Here is an 18,377-nt window from a genome sequence, read left to right as displayed (position 1 = left end):
CGGCTGCGCGCGGGCGGGGGCCTCCCCCTGTTGCTCCGGCCCTGGTCTCCTTCTGGTCCGGGGGAGTTCACGTCCGGCCCGCACAATGGGGCCCATGTGTGACGACACGCACGATCACGCCCGGCGCATCGCCAGGCGCGCGCTGTTCGTGACGGGCGCCGCCGCCGCCCTTACCGTGGGAACCGTGAGCTTCGCCGCGGCGGACGGCCGTCGCCAGGAGACCCGGACGGTGCGCGGCACCCTGCCGCCCGGCGCCCCCGACTTCGTGTACGTCCCGGTCGACGTGCCGTCGGGGGTACGGGAGTTGAAGGTCTCCTACACCTACGACAGGCCCCCGGTCCCGGCCGGCACCCAGGGCAACGCGCTCGACATCGGCCTCTTCGACCAGCGGGGCACCGAATTGGGCGGCAGGGGTTTCCGGGGCTGGTCGGGCGGCGCCCGCACGGAGTTCTTCGTACGGGCCGACGACGCGACACCGGGCTATGTGCCGGGACCGGTGCGCGCGGGCACCTGGCACATCGCGCTGGGCCCCTACACGGTGGCGCCACAAGGACTGTCGTACGAGCTGACGATCACCCTGACCTATGGCGAACCCGGCGAGACCCCCCGCCCGGTGTACCCGCCCTCCCGTGCCAGGGGGCGCGGCCGGGCCTGGTACCGGGGCGACTGCCATCTGCACTCCTGGTACTCCGACGGCCGCCGCACCCCCGCCGAGATCGCGGCCCTCGCGCGGGCCGCGGGCCTGGACTTCATCAACTCCTCGGACCACAACACCCATGCGTCCCACCCGCACTGGGCGGACGTGGCCGGCGACGATCTGCTGATCATGCTCGGTGAGGAGATCACCACCCGCAACGGCCATGTGGTGGCGCTCGGCACCGAGCCCGGCACCTTCGTGGACTGGCGCTACCGGGCCCGTGACAACCGCTGGGCCCGCTTCGCCCGCGACATCCGCCGCGCCGGGGGGCTGGTCGTCCCCGCCCATCCGCACGCCACCTGCGTCGGCTGCGGCTGGAAGTTCGGCTTCGCCGAGGCGGACGCCGTGGAGGTGTGGAACGGCCCCTACACGCCCGACGACGAGGCGACCCTGGCCGAGTGGGACAACCTCCTGGTCGCCTCGGTGCGCCAGGGCCGCCGCTGGCTCCCGGCGATGGGCAGCAGCGACGCCCACCGCGACCCCGACGCGGTCGGCCTCCCGCAGACCGTCGTCCTCGCCGACGACCTGACCCGCGAGGCCGTCCAGGAGGGCATCCGGGCGGGCCGCTGCTACGTCGCCGAGTCCGGGAAGGTGACCGTCTCCCTCACGGCCACGGGCGGCCGGGGCCGGCAGGCCGGCATCGGTGAACGGCTGGCCGTCGGCGCCGACACCCCGGTGACCGTCCGCCTCGACGTGTCCGGCGCCCCGCGCTGCACCCTCCGCCTCGTCACCGACGAGGGCACCCTGGTCACCAGCGACCCGCTGCCGGTGTCGGGCTCGGGCACGGTCGAATGGCGTACGACGCCCTCGTACGCGGCGTACGTCCGCGCCGAGGTGCGGCACGAGACGGCGGCGGGCCCGGTGCCGGGGGCGCTGGCGGCGTTCACCAACCCCGTCTTCCTCGGGGAGGCCTGACCCGGCGGTTCCGGCGCCGGCGGGGCGGGCGGTTGCGGCATCCTGGGCCGGGCAGCCGCCGCCCCGCACGATTCCGCAGGAGGTTCAGGAGCCATGACCGGCCGAGCAGACCGCAAGCAGCGCAAGCACCGCGTCGTGACCGGATTGCAGCGCCGGCTCAATCCGCTGATCCGGCGGCTCCCGCTGCAGACCGTGCTGGAGACGACCGGGCGGGTGTCCGGGGTGCCGCGGCGGACGCCGGTGGGCGGGCGGCGGGTCGGCGGGGCGTTCTGGCTGGTGTCGGAGTTCGGGCACCGGTCGCAGTACGTGCGCAACATCGAGGCCGATCCGCGGGTCCGGGTGCGGATCGCGGGGCGGTGGCACCACGGCACCGCCCATCTGCTGCCGGACGACGATCCACGGGCCCGGCTGCGGGGACTGCCCCGCCTCAACAGCACGGCGGTACGGGCCCTGGGGACGGACCTGCTGACCATCCGGGTCGACCTGACGGACTGAGGAACCAGCCGGACGGGTCCCTTCACCCGGTGACCACGACCGCCCGCACCTCCCCGGCAGCGCACACTTGACGGGTGGTCAACTGCGGGGAGTGCCCGGCATATGCGAAGAGGGTGTGAGGGCTTTGTGGACCGCCGAGCGGCGGTCTGTGATCGGTGTCTCGCACGGCTGACGCAACCAGCCGGAACAAGGCAAACTGACAGGGATGTCAGTGATGCCTAGGGGGCGAACGCATGGACGGTCGGCCGCGAGTGCCTGAGCAGCGGCGTCCGGGCTCCGCGAGCAGCGCGGAGCCGGAGACGCTGCGGTTCGGCGTGCTCGGTCCGGTGCGGGCCTGGCGCGGCGAGGAGGCCCTGAACACGGGCTCCCCCCAGCAACGGGCCCTGCTGGCCGCCCTGCTGCTGCGCGAGGGCCGTACGGCCACGGCGGCGGAGCTGATCGACGCGCTGTGGGGGCCCGAGCCGCCGTCGCAGGCGCTGGCCGCGGTCCGCACGTACGCGTCCCGGCTGCGCAAGGTCCTGAACCCCGGTGTGCTGGTGAGCGAGTCCGGCGGGTACGCGGTGCGCGGGCTCGGCGAGGGCGCGCTGGACCTCGTACGGGCGCAGGACCTCGGCGCGGAGGCGGAGAAGGCGCGCGGCACCGGGGATCTGACCCGCGCCCGCGCGCTGCTCAACGAGGCGCTGGACCTGTGGGACGGCGAGCCCCTGGCCGGTGTGCCCGGACCGTACGCGGAGACGCAGCGGGTGCGCCTGGAGGAGTGGCGGCTCGGGCTGCTGGAGTCCCGCCTGGACATGGACCTGGAACAGGGCTGTCACGCGGAGGCGGTCTCCGAGCTGACCGCGCTCACCGCCGCGCACCCCCTGCGGGAGCGGCTGCGCGAGCTGCTGATGCTGGCGCTGTACCGCAGCGGGCGGCAGGCCGAGGCGCTGGCCGTGTACGCCGACACCCGCCGCCTGCTCGCCGAGGAACTGGGCGTCGACCCGCGCCCCGGACTGCGCGAGCTCCAGCAGCGCATCCTCCAGGCCGACCCGGCACTCGCGGAGCCCTCGGCGCCGGTCGCGGAGGCACCCGCCGCGCCGGTGCGCCCGGCCCAACTTCCCGCTTCCGTACCGGACTTCACGGGCCGCGCCGCCTTCGTGGACGAGCTCAGCGCGGTGCTGGCCTCGGCCGGCGAGACGGAGGGCAGCGTGATGGCGGTCTCCGCGATGGCGGGGATCGGGGGCGTCGGCAAGACGACGCTCGCGGTGCATGTGGCGCACCGGGCGCGCGCCTCCTTCCCGGACGGCCAGCTCTACGTCGACCTCCAGGGCGCGGGCCCCCGCCCCGCCGAACCGGAGACGGTCCTCGGCTCCTTCCTGCGCGCCCTCGGCACGGCCGACTCGGCGATCCCGGACTCCCTGGAGGAGCGGGCGGCGCTGTACCGCTCCGTCCTCGACGGCCGCCGGGTGCTCGTCCTGCTGGACAACGCGAAGGACGCGGCGCAGGTACGGCCGCTGCTGCCGGGCACCGAGGGGTGCGCGGCGCTGGTGACCTCCCGCGTGCGGATGGTGGGGCTGGCCGGGGCGCACCTGGTGGACCTGGACGTGATGTCCCCGGACGAGGCGCTGGCGCTGTTCACCCGGATCGTCGGCGCGGAGCGGGTGACCCCCGAGCGGGACGCCGCGCTCGACGTCGTCGCCGCGTGCGGCTTCCTGCCCCTGGCCATCCGCATCGCCGCGTCCCGCCTCGCGGCGCGGCGCACCTGGACGGTCTCGGTGCTCGCCGCGAAGCTCGCGGACGAGCGCCGCCGCCTGGACGAGCTCCAGGCGGGCGACCTCGCGGTCAAGGCCACCTTCGAACTCGGCTACGGCCAGCTCGACCGGGCCCAGGCCCGCGCGTTCCGCCTCCTCGGCCTCGCCGACGGCCCGGACATCTCCCTGGCCGCGGCCGCCGCGGTCCTGGACCTGCCGCCGGAGGCGACCGAAGACCTCCTGGAATCCCTGGTCGACACCTCCCTCCTGGAATCCGCCGCCCCCGGCCGCTACCGCTTCCACGACCTGGTCCGCCTCTACTCCCGCGCCTGCGCCGAACGCGACGAACAGCCGCCGAGCGAGAGGGCGGCGGCGATGTCGCGGCTGCTGGACTTCTATCTGGCGACGGCGGCGGGGGTGTACGCGATCGAACGGCCGGGGGACCGGCTGGTGGACCACCTGGAGCCGACGCGGCACCCCGGTCTGTCCTTCACCGATTCCAAGACCGCCATCGACTGGCTGCACGCCGAGGGGGACTGCCTGCTGGCCTGCGTCCGGCAGAGCGCCGTCCAGGGCATGCTCAGACGGGCCGTCGACCTGCTGTGGGTGGCCAAGGACCTGGCCGAGTCCGGCGCCAACGCCTACCAGTACGAGACGACCGCCGTCGCCGTGCGGGACATGGCGCGCGACACGGGCGACCAGCGGGCCGAGGGCCGGGCGCGGACCGCGCTGACCAACGCGCTGCTGGTGTCGGACCGGTTCCACCAGGCCGACGAGGAGGCCCGGCTGGCCATCCAGCTGGCCCAGGCGGCGAACGACCTCGCGCCGTGCTGCTGGGTTCCCAACGACCGCGGGATCATCGCCCTCTACCAGGGCCGCAACGACGACGGCGAGCGCCATCTGCGGGAGGCGATCGCCAACTACCGCGCCGACGGCAACCTGCCGGGCGAGGCCAGCGCCCTGTGCAACCTCTCCCGGATCCACGTCAAGCTCGGGCGGCTGGACAGCGCGGTCGAACTGGCGCGGCAGGGCCTGGCCGTCTACGACCAGCTCGGGATGACGCTGCGGGTGGCCAACGCACGGCTCGCCCTGGGTATCGCGCTGAACGCCGCGGACCGGGCCGGCGAGGCGCTGGACCAACTGCGCGAGGCACTGCGGCTGTTCCAGGAGAACCGGCAGCGCCTGTGGGAGGGCACGGCCAACTTCCGTATCGCGGAGGCGCACTTCGCCCGCGGCCAGTACGCCCTCGCGGCGCGCCACGCGGAGCAAGCTCTTGCGCTGCGCGTCATCGGAGGTGATTGGATGCGGGCCAACGTGCTGACGATGCTGGGGCAGACGCTCGACCACCTCGGTCAGCGGGACCGGGCGCGCGCCTGCTGGCAGGAGGCGCTGGCCGAGCACGAGCGGACCGGCGCGGCCGAGGCCGAGCAGGTGCGGGCCTTCCTGCGGCCCACCGCGGCGGCCTGACGAGCCGGCGGGTCCGGCGTTCATTGTTTGTTTATCGCCGGGCGCCATCCTCATGAGTGCCGGTTCGTCGCGGCGGGGGGCCAGACGAACCGGCGCCTGGTCTCACCGTTAGGGTGACGGCCTCCACATCCGTCCGGCGGCCCCCGGGGGAGTCGCCGGGCGGTTCCAACGCCCTTTCAGGACGCCGACAGGAAGTTGCCGACGATGAGCGAGACCGCGAAGAAGAAGATCAGCACCATGGAGAACCACGCCGGCAGCCCGGACTCCGGGGCCATCGTCAAGCCGCTGGAGAACCACGCCGGCGCCGTGGCGGGCACCGAGACCATCAAGCCCCTGGAGAACCACGCGGGCCTGGTGGCCGGGGACGCCGTGAAGCCGCTGGAGAACCACGCCGGTTCCGAGAAGGCGTAAGGACTTCCGTACGACGGGGGGCGGTCCGGGGGGACCGCACGGGGGGACCGCACGGGGGGAATGGTCCGGAGGACCGCGACGGGGGTACGGCTCGACGGGGGCCGTGACGGGGGGAGCGGTTCGCAGGACCACATCGGGGGATCGGCCGCGGCGGCGCGGAGGGGGAGCCGCCGCGGCCGCGGTGTGTCCGGGCAGGCACGCCTGATCATGGCCGCCGGCCGCGGGCCGCACCGCGTGGCGGGGGTCCGGCGCTCCGGGTAGCGTCGGCCCCTGGGACGGCCGCCGTCCGGAACCCCTTCCGTGAACCGGCACGACGGCCGTCGCACCACACCTGTTCAGGCCGTACGAGCCGTCCCCGTGCCCTTCTCCGCGTCCAGCGCGTAGACGCAGCGGTCCTTGCTGCACGCGTACACCACCCCGTCCCTGACCACCGGGGAACCGGTGATCTCGCCGCCGGTGGCCAGCTTCCAGCGCAGCCGGCCGTCGTCGGCCTTGAGGGTGTAGAGCAGGTGGTCGGTGGAGCCGAAGTGGATCCGGCCCTCCGCGACCGCCGGGGCGCCCACCACGTCCCCGCCGGCCTGGAAGCGCCACTTCGGGGTGCCGGTGACCGCGTCCAGGGTGTACAGGCCCTTGCCGCTGCCGACGTGGACGTGCCCGGCGGCCACCAGGACCGGCTCGACGGAGGACCTGGCCTCGGTCGCGATGCGCCAGCGGTCGCGGCCGTCGGTGGCGTCGAGGGCGTAGACCGTGCCGAGGTAGTCGGCGAGGTAGACACCGCCGCCGGTGACGGCCGGGCCCGGCGCGAAGGCGGGCGGGCTCAGGAAGACCGCCGGGGCCTCGAAGTGCCAGCGCACCATGCCGCTGACCGCCTCGACGGCGAGCACCCGGCTGCCGGCGCAGAGGTAGATGTAGCCGTCCGGGGCCGGGGTGATCCGGACCGGGACGCCGCCGCAGGAGGCCGCGTCGCCGATGGGGTACGCCCAGCGCTCCTCGCCGGTGCGGGCGTCCAGCGCGCGCAGCCGGGCGTCCTGCCAGACGTAGACCGTGCCCTCGTGGACGAGCGGGCCCGCCTCGGGGGTCTCGAAGTCGGTCTGGCAGCCGCTGATCTCCCACAGCCGCTGTCCGTTCGACGCCTCCCACGCCTGGACGCCGCCGCCGCGGGTGCCGGTGACGACGGTGCCGCGGTCGGCCTGGAGGGAGTACACCCAGGCGTCCGTGGACAGCCGCCACAGATCGGTGCCCTCGCGGGCGTCCAGCGCGAACAGGGTGGGGCCGTCGGAGGCGTGCACCCGCCCGTCCGCGACGGCCATGGACCAGGCCACGTCCCGCGTCTTGAAGCGGCGCCGGCCGGTGCCCACGTCCAGGGCGTGCACCTCGAAGGAGGTGACGTAGACCAGGTCGCCGTCGACCGAGGGGGTGCCCCAGACGTCGTTCGACATGCGGAAACGCCAGGGGCGCCAGCCGCTCGCCGTCTCCGGGGGGCCGGGCGGCGCGGCGGCCACGCCGGGGTCGGGACCGGCCACTCCGGGGCGCGGGCGGGACCAGTTGGCGACCAGTCCGGCCTCCGGCGAAGGCGCCTTGACGGCGGCGGCGCGGGCGTCGGCGACGCGGGGTCCGGGGCCGATCGGGACGGGGGCGCCGGCGAGGCGGACGGGTCCGGTGTCGGGGGCGGCGGTGGCCGCGAAGGAGGCCGACGGGACCGGAGGGTCGTAGGCCGGGGGCGGCGGGATGGCCGGGCCCGCGGTGGGGCGGGGCCCCGGTCCGGTGGGGCGCGGGCCCGGACCGGTCGCCGCCGGGGCGGGCCTGGGGGCGGGGCGCCCGCCGCGGCGGGCCTCGATCAGGGCGACGGCCTTCTCGGGCAGCCAGGCGGAGGCGGTGCCGCTGTCGTCGGAGCCGGAGCCGAACAGGTGCGGCGCGAGCTGGGCCTGGAGATCGGCCGGGGACGGGCGGGCGGCGGCCTCCATCTGCATGCAGAGCTCGATGAGCGGGCGCAGTTCGTCCGGCAGGCCGGTGAGGTCGGGGCCCTCGCGCAGCAGCATGAAGACGGTCTCGACGGGGTTGGCGCCGTGGAAGGGCGGGTGCCCGGTGGCCGCGAAGACCAGCATGGAGCCGAGCGAGAAGACATCGCTGGCGCCGGTGACGCTGCGGGAGTCCTTGGCCTGCTCGGGGGACATGTAGGCGGGGGTGCCGACGGCGACGTTCGTCATCGTCAGACGGGTGTTCGAGACGCCGGAGGCGATGCCGAAGTCGATCACACGCGGACCGTCCTCGACCACCAGCACGTTGGACGGCTTGAGGTCGCGGTGGACCAGGCCGGCGCCGTGGATGGACTGGAGGGCCTCGGCGACGCCCGCGGCGAGCCAGCGCACGGCCTGCGCGGGCAGCGGCCCGCACTCGTTCACTATCTCCTCCAGGGAGGGCGCGGGCACGTAGGCGGTGGCCAGCCACGGCACGGCGGCCCGCGGGTCGGCGTCGACCACGGCGGCCGTGTAGAAGCCGGAGACCGCGCGGGCCGCCTCCACCTCGCGGGTGAAGCGGACGCGGAAGAGTTGGTCCTCGGCCAGTTCCGTGCGCACCGTCTTGATCGCCACGCGCCGGCCGGACGCCGAGCGCGCGAGATAGACCAGCCCCATGCCGCCGGCGCCCAGCCGGCCCAGCACCTCGAACGGCCCGATCCGCCGCGGATCGTGCTGTGTCAGCTGATCCACTTGCCTGCCACCTCCCCGTGCTGGCCGCGCCAGCCCTTGTGTACGCGACCGAAGTGCAGCGTCTCACCACCGCACCGCCATGGCGGCACGCACCCCGATTCTTCCTGGCCGGGCGGCCGGTTGCGAACCCGAGGACAAATCGGGATGTCCTACCGCTCCAGTAGGGCGAACGACGCCCCTTGATTGTCGGTGACGACGGCCACCCGTCCGTACGACGCCTCGAACGGGGTCGCCTGCACACGCCCGCCGAGCCGCTGCACGGTGCCGAGCGCCTCGTCGAGGGCGGCGACGCGGAAGTGGGCGAGGATGTGCGGGGGCATCTCGGCGGGGAAGACGTCGGTGACGTCGGCGCGGCCGAAGTCGGGGTCGGCGCCGGGGGCGAACAGGGCGTGGTGGAACAGGCCGCCGTAGAAGGTGTTCGCGCCGGTGGTGTCGCGGGTGTACAGCTCGGCCCAGGCGAAGGTGCCGGGTTCGTGCCGCCGCCCGAAACCGGGGTGCCGGCGCGCCTGCCAGAGCCCGAACACGGCGCCCTCGGGGTCGGCGGCGAGGGCGGCCCGGCCGAGTTCCGCGACCGGGTACGGCGGCAGGATCAGCTGTCCGCCGGCCGCGGTGATCCTCCGGCCGAGCGCCTGGATGTCCGGCGTCGCGAAGTACACGGTCCAGACGGTGGGCATCCGTCCGTCCGCCTTCCGTCCGAGCTGCGCCACCGGCCGCCCGTCCAGCCGGGCCCACACCGATCCCGCCTCCCCCTCCTGGAAGCTCCACCCGAAAAGCTCCCCGTAGAACCGCCTCCCCCCTTCGAGATCGGGCAGCTGCGCGTCCAGCCAGCAGGGGGTGCCTTCGGGGTAGGGAGCGGGAGCTGGCGTGGCTGTCTCTTCGCCGCCGGGCCGGGCGCCGGAGCCTTCCCGTGCCCAGGAGACATCCTCTCCGTCCGCCGCGGGGACGCCGCTGCGACCCCCGTGCGGGTCTTCGTTCGTGGATGCCCTGTTTTCGGCCATGTCGCCAAAGTAACCGCGCGGCGCGCAGCCCGCAGACCAGGCACAGCAGGCTCGATGAGCCCGCGCACCCCATTTGCAGTCGGCCGAATCGCGCTCCCACCCCCCCTCGGTAAGCTGACGGCATGACAGGACAAGTGCGTACCGTCGACGGCCGCGTGGCCGGCCGGCGTGGGCAGGCGACCCGGCAGAAGCTGCTCGACTGCCTCAGCGAGATGCTCAGCTCCTCCCCGTACCGGGACGTCAAGGTCATCGATGTCGCCCGGAAGGCGGGCACTTCGCCCGCGACCTTCTACCAGTACTTCCCGGACGTCGAGGGCGCCGTCCTGGAGATCGCCGAGCAAATGGCGGCCGAGGGCGCCGGGTTGACCGAGCTGCTCGAAGGGCGCTCCTGGGCCGGCAAGTCCGGCTGGCAGACCTCGCAGGAACTCGTCGACGGCTTCCTGGACTTCTGGAAGAAGCACGACGCGATCCTGCGCGTGGTCGATCTCGGTGCCGCCGAAGGGGACAAACGGTTCTACAAGATCCGCATGAAGATCCTGAACTCGGTGAACAGCTCCCTCGCCGACTCGATCGCGGAACTCCAGTCCAAGGGCCGGGTGGACAAGGACGTGAACCCCGCCGCTGTGGCCGGCTCCCTCGTCGCCATGCTCGCCGCGGTCGCCGCCCATCAGAAGGGCTTCTCCTCCTGGGGCGTCAAACAGGCCGAAATCAAGCCCAACCTGGCCCTGTTGATCCACCTGGGCGTCACGGGGCGCAAACCGTCGAAGTAGCGCGCACAGGGATCGCCGGGTCCCCCGAAGCAGCCAAGTCCTGTCTGGCAGGCGGTGGTTCACCGAGGTGAGCCGCCGCCTGCCGCGCTGCCGGGGGCATCAGGCCACTCACGCCGGAAGCGGCCGGTCCCGTACGACGTGCTTCATCACCAGCGTCGACGTCAGCCGCTGCACCCCCGGCAGCGTCGCGAGCCGCTCGTCGTAGAGCCGCTGGAACGCCGCGAGGTCGGCCGTGGCCACCCGCAGGAGGTAGTCCGGCTCCCCGAACAGCCGCTGCGCGTCCAGCACATGGTCCAGCTCGCCGACCGCCCGCTCGAACTCGGCCACCGTGTCCCGGTCCTCCTGCCGCATGGACACGAAGACCAGCGCCTCGAAGTTCAGCCCGAGCGCCGTCGCGTCCACCACCGCCCGGTAGCCCTGGATCGCCCCGGAGCGCTCCAGCTCGCGCAGCCGCCGGTGGCACGGCGAGACGCTGAGCCGCACCCGCGCGGCCAGCTCGGTCACGGTCAGCCGCCCGTCCTGCTGGAGCTCGGCAAGGATTTTCCGGTCCACGTCATCCATGGAGTAGATCTTTGCGCAGGACCACGGATCATGCGCAAACTTCGGGAACACCTTCGGGCTGATCGCGCCTAATGTCCCCTTCATGGACTCGGGACTGCTCTTTTCCTTCCTCGTCGTCGACCTGCTGCTGGTGTGTGTGCCGGGCGCCGACTGGGCGTACGTCATCGCGACGGCACTGCGCGGCGACCGGGTCCCGCGCGCGGTGGCGGGCCTGGTCTGCGGATACGCCCTGCACACGGCCCTGGCGACGGCCGGCCTCGCGGTGCTGGTCGCGGGCTCGCCCCGGCTGCTGACGGCGCTGACCGTGGTGGGCGCCGGCTATCTGCTCCGGCTGGGCTGGGGCGTCCTGCGCCGCCCGGCCACCCCGGCAGCCGGCGAGGTCGGTGCGGGGACCGCCGCGGCGGCCGGGGGGCGTCCCTTCCTGCGCGGAGCCACGATCAGCGGCCTGAACCCCAAGGGTCTGCTGCTCTACCTCTCCGTCCTCCCCCAGTTCCTCACCCTGCGCGGTGCCCATCTGCCCGTGCCCGCGCAGACCGCGGCCCTCGGCCTGCTCCACATGGCGTGCTGCGCGGCCGTCTACCTCACCGTGGGCGTCCTCGCCCGCGCCCTGCTCGCCGCCCGCCCGGCCGCCGCCCGCGCGGTGACCCGCACCTCGGGCGCGGCCATGCTCGGCATCGGCGCGTTCCTGCTGGTGGAGCGGCTGGCGACCCTCTAGGGGCACGCCCGCGCCCCGCCTCATTCCTCGTCCCGCAGCCGCCGCCAGATCCGGGTGCGGTGCAGGACGTAGAACGCGCCGGCGAGCACGCACACCTGGAGGCCGATCGCGAGCAGCCAGAAGACCGCGCGGCTCTCCAGCTCGTCCGTCAGGAAGGCGAAGTTCATGCCGAAGAAGCCGGTCAGGAAGGACAGCGGCAGGAAGATCACGGACACGATGGCCAGCCGGTTGATCACGTTGTTCTGCTCGCCGGCGACGAGGGAGGAGTAGCTGCCGAAGGCCCGGCGCGTGGCTTCCTGGAGGGTCTCGATGTCGGTCAGGACGGTGCGGGCCACATGCTGGTACTCGCGGGCGAGCCGCTGCCGTTCCTCCGGGAAGTCCGGGCTCATCATCCGGCGGGTGATCACCTCGTCCACCACCTGGAGGTAGGGCAGCAGCGTGTGGTGCAGCAGGGCGGAGCGGCGGCGCAGCCGGGACAGCCGGTAGACCTGCTCGGGGCGCCGCTGCTGGAACATGTCGTCCTCCAGCTCCTCCACCTCCAGCAGCGCGGCCACCGCGGCCCGGCGGAAGGTGGCCAGGGCGGAGTGGAGCACCAGGAAGAGGAGGGCCACGGCGTCGGCGGGCCGTTCCCGCCGTGCGTGCGCGGTGATCTCCGGCGCGAGGAACGCGGGGCCCCGGTGCGCGGTGACCAGGTAGCGGTCGCCGGCCACGGCGTGGGCGTGGACGATGCGCTCGCCCTGGACGACGGGGACGACCAGGCCGACCATGTCGCCGAGGAAGTCGGCGCGGGCGGGCTCGCCGGAGCGTCCGAACCAGTCCAGGTCCGCGTCACCGAGCCCGAGCAGCCGGGCCAGCGGCTCGCCCTCCTCACCCGCGCCCTCCTCCCCCACGCCCTCCTCCCCTTCACCTTCTTCCCCCGTCTCCGGCAGCTCCACGTCCACCAGGAGGTAGCGGGTGGCGGCGAGCCTGCGGCGGGCCTCCGCCAGGTCGGTGCGCACGGTGGTGCCCTGCGGCATGGCCACCACCGTGACGATCATCGCCCTCGCCCTCGCTCCCGTCAGTCCCCGCTCCGGTCAGCCCGCGCTCCCAGCCTGGGCGGATCCCGGCACCCGCGCATCCGGATGCCCTCTCGTGCGCCACCGGGCGGCCCGAACGGGTGAGAGGGGGTGGCGGGGCGGGGGCGGACCGGCCGGCGCGGGCCTGGATACTCGGCCCCATGGCACAGAACGATCTCCACGCCCTGCTCCGGACCCAGCGCGTCTGGTCTCCCGAGGTGACCCGGCTGCCGCCGTTCGACCCCGAGACGGCCCCGCCGACCCCGTTGCCGCTGTTCACGAGCTGGTTCGGGGAGGTGGTGGACGCCGGCCAGCCGGAGCCGCACACGATGACGCTGGCCACGGTGGACGAGGAGGGGCGGCCGGACGCCCGGATCGTGATGCTGCACGGCGCCGACCCCGGCGGCTGGTCCTTCGCCACCCACGCCACGAGCCGCAAGGGCCGGGCGCTCGACGCCCATCCGTACGCCGCCCTGACCTTCTACTGGCCGGTGCTGGGCCGCCAGGTGCGGGTGCGCGGGCCGGTCGCGGCGGCGCCGCCGGAGGAGAGCCAGGCGGATCTGCACGCGCGCTCCACGGGTGCCCTCGCGGCGGCGCTGACCGGGCACCAGAGCGAGGAGCTGGCCGCGCTGGACGAGCTGCGCCGGGCCTCGGAAGCCGCCTGGGCCGAGGCCCGCGAGAACCCCTCCCTGCCCGCCCCCACCTGGACCCTCTACCGGCTGCGCCCCGACACGGTCGAGTTCTTCCAGGGCGCCCCCGACCGCGCCCACGTCCGGCTGGAGTACCGCAGCACGGGGTTCGGGTGGAGCAGGGGGCTGCTGTGGCCGTGAGGCGTGCGGGGCATCAGTCCCCGAAGGCCCACACCGCGAAGTCCGCGACCTCCCGGTAACCGAGCCGCTGGTAAAGGGCGTTGCTGGTGGGGTTCGCCAGGTCCGCGAAGAGGAGCACCTCGTCCGCCCCGGCGGCCCGCGCGGCCCGGCTCACCTCGGCGGTGACCGCTCCGGCGTATCCGCGTCCCCGCCATCGCGCCGGGGTGTACACCGGCGCGATCCGCACCTGCCCCGCGATCTCCTTGGTCGACCCGGCCATGGCGAGGGGCGTGCCGTCGGCGGCTTCCCACAGGGTGACGCCGCCGTAGGAGATACGGGCGTCCGCCCACGCCTCCGCGTCCCGCACGGCGCCTTCGCCCACCGCCTGGCCGAACTCCCCGAACCAGCAAGCCAGCAGCGCCCGGTCGGCCGGTCCGGCGACCCTCGCGCGGCCGTCCGGAGCGGGCCGCGGCGGCGTCAACCGGCCGAGGCGGTAGAGGCGTTGGCGGCGGCGCACGGTCGCCTCCCGGCCGGTCCGCCGCCGCCAGGCCGCCGCGAACAGCGCCGCCGTCTCCTGCTCGGCGGCCACATCCGTCAACCCCCGTCCCCGCGCCGCCAGTTGACCGGCGAGCGCCTCGGCCCCCGGTGCCGTGACGGCCGTGAGGGAGAGGCCGAACGGCGGTGTGTGGAGCATGGCCGCGGTGACACGGCCGTCGGCCGCCGCGAGGGTGCCGAACAGGGGCACGTCGGGGCCGTAGTAGTGCAGCCCGTGCCCGCGGAGGGTGTCGGTCACCGTCAGCGGCACGGTGTGCGCCGCCGGGCGGGACCGCAGGAAGCCGCCCGCGCGGGCGAGGAAGTCGTCGAGGTCGTCGGTCAACTGCCAGGACTCGGGGCTCATGGGCTCATGGTCGGGCCCGACTCACGCTCGGCGAAACCGGTTTACCGCCCGCCACCGCCGCCCGCGCTCCCGCCGGGGGGTCACTGCCGCCCCCTCGGCTCACCATCCGCGTACACACCCGGCACATCCGTGATCAATCCGGAACCAATTCCGGTCTTGACCGAGACCCATCAAGCGGGTGGATGATTACGCTCCCGCTCATGGCCGTCTCCCGCCCCGCCCCCGCGCCCATCTCGCCGACCCCCGCCGAGCACCCGGTGTACATCATCGGCGCAGGTCCGGGCGGCCTCGCCGCCGCGTACGCGCTGCGGGCGCGCGGCATACGGGCGGTGGTGCTGGAGAAGTCCGACGCGGTCGGCGCGTCCTGGCGGCGCCACTACGACCGGCTCCGTCTGCACACCACCCGCCGGCTGTCCGCCCTGCCCGGCCTGAAGATCCCGCGCCGGTTCGGCCGCTGGGTCGCGCGCGACGACCTGGTGCGCTACCTGGAGAAGTACGCCGAACACCACGGGCTGGAGATCGTCACCGGCGTCGAGGTGCACCGCGTCGAGCCCGCCCCGGACGGCGCCGGCTGGCTGCTGCGCGCGTCCGGCGGCCGTGAGCTGACCGGCAGCGCCGTGGTCGTCGCCACCGGCTACAACCACACCCCGCGCATCCCCGACTGGCCGGGGCGGGAGTCGTACGACGGCGAGTTGCTGCACGCCGGCGCGTACCGCGACGCCGGGCCGTACGCCGGACGGGACGTGCTGGTGGTGGGGGCCGGCAACACCGGTGCCGAGATAGCCGTGGACCTGGTGGAGGGCGGGGCCGCGCGGATCCGCCTCGCGGTGCGCACCGTCCCGCACATCGTGCGCCGCTCCACCCTGGGCTGGCCCGCGCAGTACACGGGCGTGCTGGTACGGCGGCTGCCGGTGCGCCTCGTGGACCTGCTCTCCCGGCAGCAGGCCAGGCTGTTCCTGCCCGACCTGTCCGCCCAGGGGCTCCCCCGGCCCCGCACCGGCCTGTACAGCAGGGTGAGGCAGGGTGCGATCCCGGTGCAGGACGTGGGTCTGCTGGACGCGGTGCGGCGCGGGAAGGTGGAGGTCGTGGCGGCCGTGGAGTCGTTCGAGGCGGGGAAGGTGGTCCTGGCGGACGGCTCCCGGATCGAACCGGACGCGGTGATCGCGGCGACGGGATACGCGCGGGGACTCGAAGGGCTGGTCGGGCACCTGGACGTCCTCGGCGCGGACGGAAAACCCGTCGTACGGGGCGGCCGGACCCCGAAGTCGGCTCCCGGCCTCTACTTCACCGGGTACACCAACCCGATCAGCGGGATGCTGCGGGAACTGGCACGGGACGCGGGGCGGATCGCGAAGGCGGTGTCGGCCCGTGTAGGGCACCGCCGGTAGCACCGCGCGGCCCCGGCGGATCAGCCGGTGGTGAGGACCGGCTCGGGTGCGCGCACCCTGCGGATCACCAGGGACATCAGCGCCGCCGCCGCGCACAGCGTGCCCGAGGCGTACCAGACGAGGTCGTAGGAGCCGAAGACGTCGCGGGCGAGGCCGGCGAGGTAGGCGATGAGGGCGGCGCCGATCTGGTGGGAGGCGAGCACCCAGCCGAAGACGATCGCGCTGTCCTCGCCGAACTGCTCACGGCACAGGGCGAGGGTGGGCGGGACGGTGGCCACCCAGTCGAGGCCGTAGAAGACGATGAAGAACAGCATCGGCGGGTGGACCGAGGGCGCCAGCAGCATCGGCAGGAAGATCAGGGACAGGCCGCGCAGTGCGTAGTAGAGCGCCAGCAGGCGGCGGGATTCGAAGCGGTCGGTGAACCAGCCGGAGGCGATCGTGCCGACGACGTCGAACACCCCGACCACCGCGAGCAGCGAGGCCGCGGTCGTCACCGGCATGCCGTGGTCGTGCTCGGCGGGCACGAAGTGGGTCTGGACCAGGCCGTTGGTGGTGGCGCCGCAGATCGCGAAGGTGCCGGCGAGGAGCCAGAAGGTGCCGGTGCGCACGGCGGTGGCCAGGACCGCGAGGGTGCGCCGGGCGGCGCCCGTCGCCGGGGGCGGCTTCGGCAGGAACTCCGCGGACCCGTACGGGTTCTGCCCTACGTCCGCCGGGTGGTCGTGCAGGAGCAGCCAGACGAAGGGGACCACGGCCAGGGCGGCGAGGGCGACGGTCACGGCGGCGGGCCGCCAGCCGTGGTGTTCGACCATCCAGGACAGCAGCGGCAGGAAGACCAGCTGGCCGGAGGCGGACGCGGCGGTCAGGATGCCGGTGACCAGACCGCGCCGGGCGGTGAACCAGCGGTTGGTGACCGTCGCCGCGAAGGCCAGCGCCATCGCGCCGCTGCCGAGCCCGACCATCAGCCCCCAGCACAGCCACAGTTGCCACGCCGCCGTCATCCACACGGTCAGCCCGGAGCCGGCCGCGATCACGGCCAGCGCCACCGCGACCACCCGCCGGATGCCGAAGCGGTCCATCAGCGCGGCGGCGAACGGCGCGGTCACGCCGTAGAGCGCGAGGTTGAGGGAGACGGCCGCGCCGATCGTCCCGTGCGACCAGCCGAACTCCTGGTGCAGCGGGTCGATCAGCAGGCCGGGCAGGGAACGGAAGGCGGCCGCGCCGGTGATCGTGACGAAGGTGACGGCCGCGACGAACCAGGCGCGGTGCGGGCGGATACGGGGGCGCGGGCCGGGCGGGGCGGCGGTCCGGGCGGGGGCGGGGTTTGTCTGAGTCACGTCGTCCAGCGTCCGGGTTTCTTTCCCGTGCATCGAGTGGCCCGAAGGACAGCATTCGCTAGGATCGGGCCATGCGTATCGATCGTGCCGACGGGGTGGCGGACACCGCGGGGGAGTTCCGCCCGCACCGGGTCGCCGTCCTCGCCCTCGACGGGCTGCTCCCCTTCGAACTGGGCATCCCGCACCGTGTGTTCGGCCGCCCGAAGGACGCGCACGGCCGCCCCCTGTACGAGGTCCTCACCTGCTCGGTGCGGCCGCCGGGCCCGGTGGAGACGGACGCCGACTTCGCCATCCACGTACCGCACGGCCCGGAGGCGCTGGCCAGCGCCGACACGGTGATCGTCCCGGCGTCGTACGAGCTGGGCCCGGTCTTCGAGGAGGGCCGGCTGACCGGGGAACTGGCCGCCGCACTGGCCCTGGTCCGGCCCGGCACCCGGCTCGCCTCCATCTGCACCGGCGTGTACGTCCTCGCCGCCGCCGGACGCCTGGACGGCCGCCCGGCGACCACGCACTGGGCCGAGGCGGACCACTTCCAGCGGCTGTTCCCGCAGGTCGAGGTGGACGCGGACGTGCTGTTCATCGACGACGGGGACGTGCTGACCTCCGCCGGGGTGGCCGCCGGGATCGACCTGTGCCTGCACATGGTCCGCCGCGACTTCGGCACGGCGGTCGCCAACGACGTGGCCCGGCGGATGGTCGTCCCGCCGCACCGCGACGGCGGACAGGCCCAGTACATAGAGCGCCCGGTGCCCGACCCACAGCTCGCCACCACCAGCGGCGCCCGCGCGTGGGCGCTGGAGCGGCTGCACGAGCCGATCCAGCTGCGCGACCTGGCCGAGCAGGAGGCCATGTCCGTACGCACCTTCACCCGCCGCTTCCGCGAGGAGGCCGGCGTCAGCCCCGGCCAGTGGCTCACCCGCCAACGCATCGACCGTGCCCGCCAGCTGCTGGAGACCACCGACCTCTCCGTGGACCAGGTGGCCCAATCCTCCGGCTTCGGCACGGCCCAGTCGATGCGCCAGCACATGCAACAGGCACTGGGGGTGACCCCGACGGCCTACCGCCGGACATTCCGGTCCCTTTCCGCGCCCGCGTGAGCGCGCCTGCCTCCACCGAGTCGATGGTCGAGCGGTCGACCGCCATCGACCGGGCCGACTACGCCGCCGGAGACCGATCTCGCCCACGAACCCTTGGTGAAGATCGCCGTCGACGGTGAATGATTCCACCACCGCGCGCACTTGATCCGATCACCGGTTACCGCGTGTGCGGGCGGGACCGGAATCCGGGAAAGTTGTCCACAGGCTGTGGAGAGAGTGGCGGTTCTCTGGTTCAACGCATCGCGCACACAGCCCGGTTGGCGGCGCGGGCACCCCCTGCGCCGCATGCCCGCGCCGCCCTCCGGTGCGATCCGCTTCCGGTGAGGACC

The 18,377-nt window shown here is 74.0% G+C and carries 15 protein-coding genes; 9 read left to right on the top strand and 6 right to left on the bottom strand.

The annotated features are described in order from the left end of the window. Window positions 1–94: 94 nt before the first annotated feature. The 4 genes from ACZ7EC_RS19385 to ACZ7EC_RS19370 all read left to right on the top strand — a co-directional run bounded on the left by ACZ7EC_RS19385 (window position 95) and on the right by ACZ7EC_RS19370 (window position 5,715). Window positions 95–1,612, top strand: a complete 1,518-nt coding sequence (locus ACZ7EC_RS19385; RefSeq protein WP_471064028.1) for a CehA/McbA family metallohydrolase — start codon at window positions 95–97, stop codon at window positions 1,610–1,612. Between the two features lie 93 nt (window positions 1,613–1,705). Further along, window positions 1,706–2,107 (top strand): nitroreductase/quinone reductase family protein, encoded by a 402-nt coding sequence (locus ACZ7EC_RS19380; protein ID WP_471064026.1) that lies wholly within the window; start codon window positions 1,706–1,708, stop codon window positions 2,105–2,107. 233 nt (window positions 2,108–2,340) lie between these two features. After that, entirely contained in the window at window positions 2,341–5,304 is a 2,964-nt protein-coding gene (gene afsR, locus ACZ7EC_RS19375) for an SARP-family global regulator AfsR (protein WP_471064024.1), read from the top strand. 204 nt (window positions 5,305–5,508) lie between these two features. Next, entirely contained in the window at window positions 5,509–5,715 is a 207-nt protein-coding gene (locus ACZ7EC_RS19370) for a hypothetical protein (protein WP_471064022.1), read from the top strand. Between the two features lie 335 nt (window positions 5,716–6,050). Here the strand turns inward: ACZ7EC_RS19370 and afsK are convergent, their stop codons facing one another. Together afsK and kbpA are read right to left on the bottom strand one after the other, a co-directional pair. Continuing rightward, complete coding sequence (gene afsK, locus ACZ7EC_RS19365) at window positions 6,051–8,423, bottom strand: protein serine/threonine kinase AfsK (RefSeq protein WP_471064020.1); 2,373 nt, start codon at window positions 8,421–8,423, stop codon at window positions 6,051–6,053. 149 nt (window positions 8,424–8,572) lie between these two features. Further along, window positions 8,573–9,247, bottom strand: coding sequence for an AfsK-binding protein KbpA (gene kbpA / locus ACZ7EC_RS19360; protein ID WP_471064264.1), 675 nt, complete (start codon window positions 9,245–9,247; stop codon window positions 8,573–8,575). Between the two features lie 308 nt (window positions 9,248–9,555). On the opposite strand from kbpA, the gene ACZ7EC_RS19355 reads away from it, so the two are divergent. Continuing rightward, on the top strand, window positions 9,556–10,191 hold the full coding sequence (locus ACZ7EC_RS19355; RefSeq protein WP_397987262.1) for a TetR family transcriptional regulator: 636 nt from the start codon (window positions 9,556–9,558) through the stop codon (window positions 10,189–10,191). A gap of 108 nt (window positions 10,192–10,299) precedes the next feature. Here ACZ7EC_RS19355 and ACZ7EC_RS19350 read toward each other — a convergent pair whose 3' ends face one another. Next, the gene (locus ACZ7EC_RS19350) at window positions 10,300–10,752 is read right to left on the bottom strand and encodes an Lrp/AsnC family transcriptional regulator (protein WP_037657809.1); all 453 of its coding nucleotides are present in this window, start codon (window positions 10,750–10,752) and stop codon (window positions 10,300–10,302) included. Window positions 10,753–10,834: 82 nt separating this feature from the next. Here ACZ7EC_RS19350 and ACZ7EC_RS19345 point away from each other — a divergent pair, with 82 nt between their 5' ends. Further along, entirely contained in the window at window positions 10,835–11,467 is a 633-nt protein-coding gene (locus ACZ7EC_RS19345) for a LysE family translocator (protein ID WP_471064018.1), read from the top strand. 20 nt (window positions 11,468–11,487) lie between these two features. On the opposite strand, the gene ACZ7EC_RS19340 is transcribed toward ACZ7EC_RS19345, so the two are convergent. Then, the gene (locus tag ACZ7EC_RS19340) at window positions 11,488–12,504 is read right to left on the bottom strand and encodes a CorA family divalent cation transporter (protein ID WP_471064016.1); all 1,017 of its coding nucleotides are present in this window, start codon (window positions 12,502–12,504) and stop codon (window positions 11,488–11,490) included. A 179-nt stretch (window positions 12,505–12,683) separates the two neighbouring features. On the opposite strand from ACZ7EC_RS19340, the gene ACZ7EC_RS19335 reads away from it, so the two are divergent. Then, a complete protein-coding gene (locus tag ACZ7EC_RS19335; protein ID WP_471064014.1) occupies window positions 12,684–13,352 on the top strand; it encodes a pyridoxine/pyridoxamine 5'-phosphate oxidase in 669 nt (222 codons plus the stop codon). A gap of 13 nt (window positions 13,353–13,365) precedes the next feature. On the opposite strand, the gene ACZ7EC_RS19330 is transcribed toward ACZ7EC_RS19335, so the two are convergent. After that, on the bottom strand, window positions 13,366–14,229 hold the full coding sequence (locus ACZ7EC_RS19330) for a GNAT family N-acetyltransferase (RefSeq protein WP_471064012.1): 864 nt from the start codon (window positions 14,227–14,229) through the stop codon (window positions 13,366–13,368). A gap of 200 nt (window positions 14,230–14,429) precedes the next feature. On the opposite strand from ACZ7EC_RS19330, the gene ACZ7EC_RS19325 reads away from it, so the two are divergent. Next, a complete protein-coding gene (locus ACZ7EC_RS19325) occupies window positions 14,430–15,617 on the top strand; it encodes a flavin-containing monooxygenase (protein ID WP_471064010.1) in 1,188 nt (395 codons plus the stop codon). A gap of 20 nt (window positions 15,618–15,637) precedes the next feature. Here the strand turns inward: ACZ7EC_RS19325 and ACZ7EC_RS19320 are convergent, their stop codons facing one another. After that, the gene (locus ACZ7EC_RS19320; protein WP_471064008.1) at window positions 15,638–16,951 is read right to left on the bottom strand and encodes an MFS transporter; all 1,314 of its coding nucleotides are present in this window, start codon (window positions 16,949–16,951) and stop codon (window positions 15,638–15,640) included. 71 nt (window positions 16,952–17,022) lie between these two features. Here ACZ7EC_RS19320 and ACZ7EC_RS19315 point away from each other — a divergent pair, with 71 nt between their 5' ends. Further along, window positions 17,023–18,048: a GlxA family transcriptional regulator gene (locus tag ACZ7EC_RS19315; protein ID WP_471064007.1), complete on the top strand. Its 1,026-nt coding sequence runs from the start codon at window positions 17,023–17,025 to the stop codon at window positions 18,046–18,048. Window positions 18,049–18,377 lie beyond the last annotated feature (329 nt).

It is taken from the genome of Streptomyces sp. NPDC037203 (genome assembly GCF_055605065.1).
Note: the sequence above shows the minus strand (reverse complement) of the source record. Positions and strands in the feature narration are given on the sequence as shown.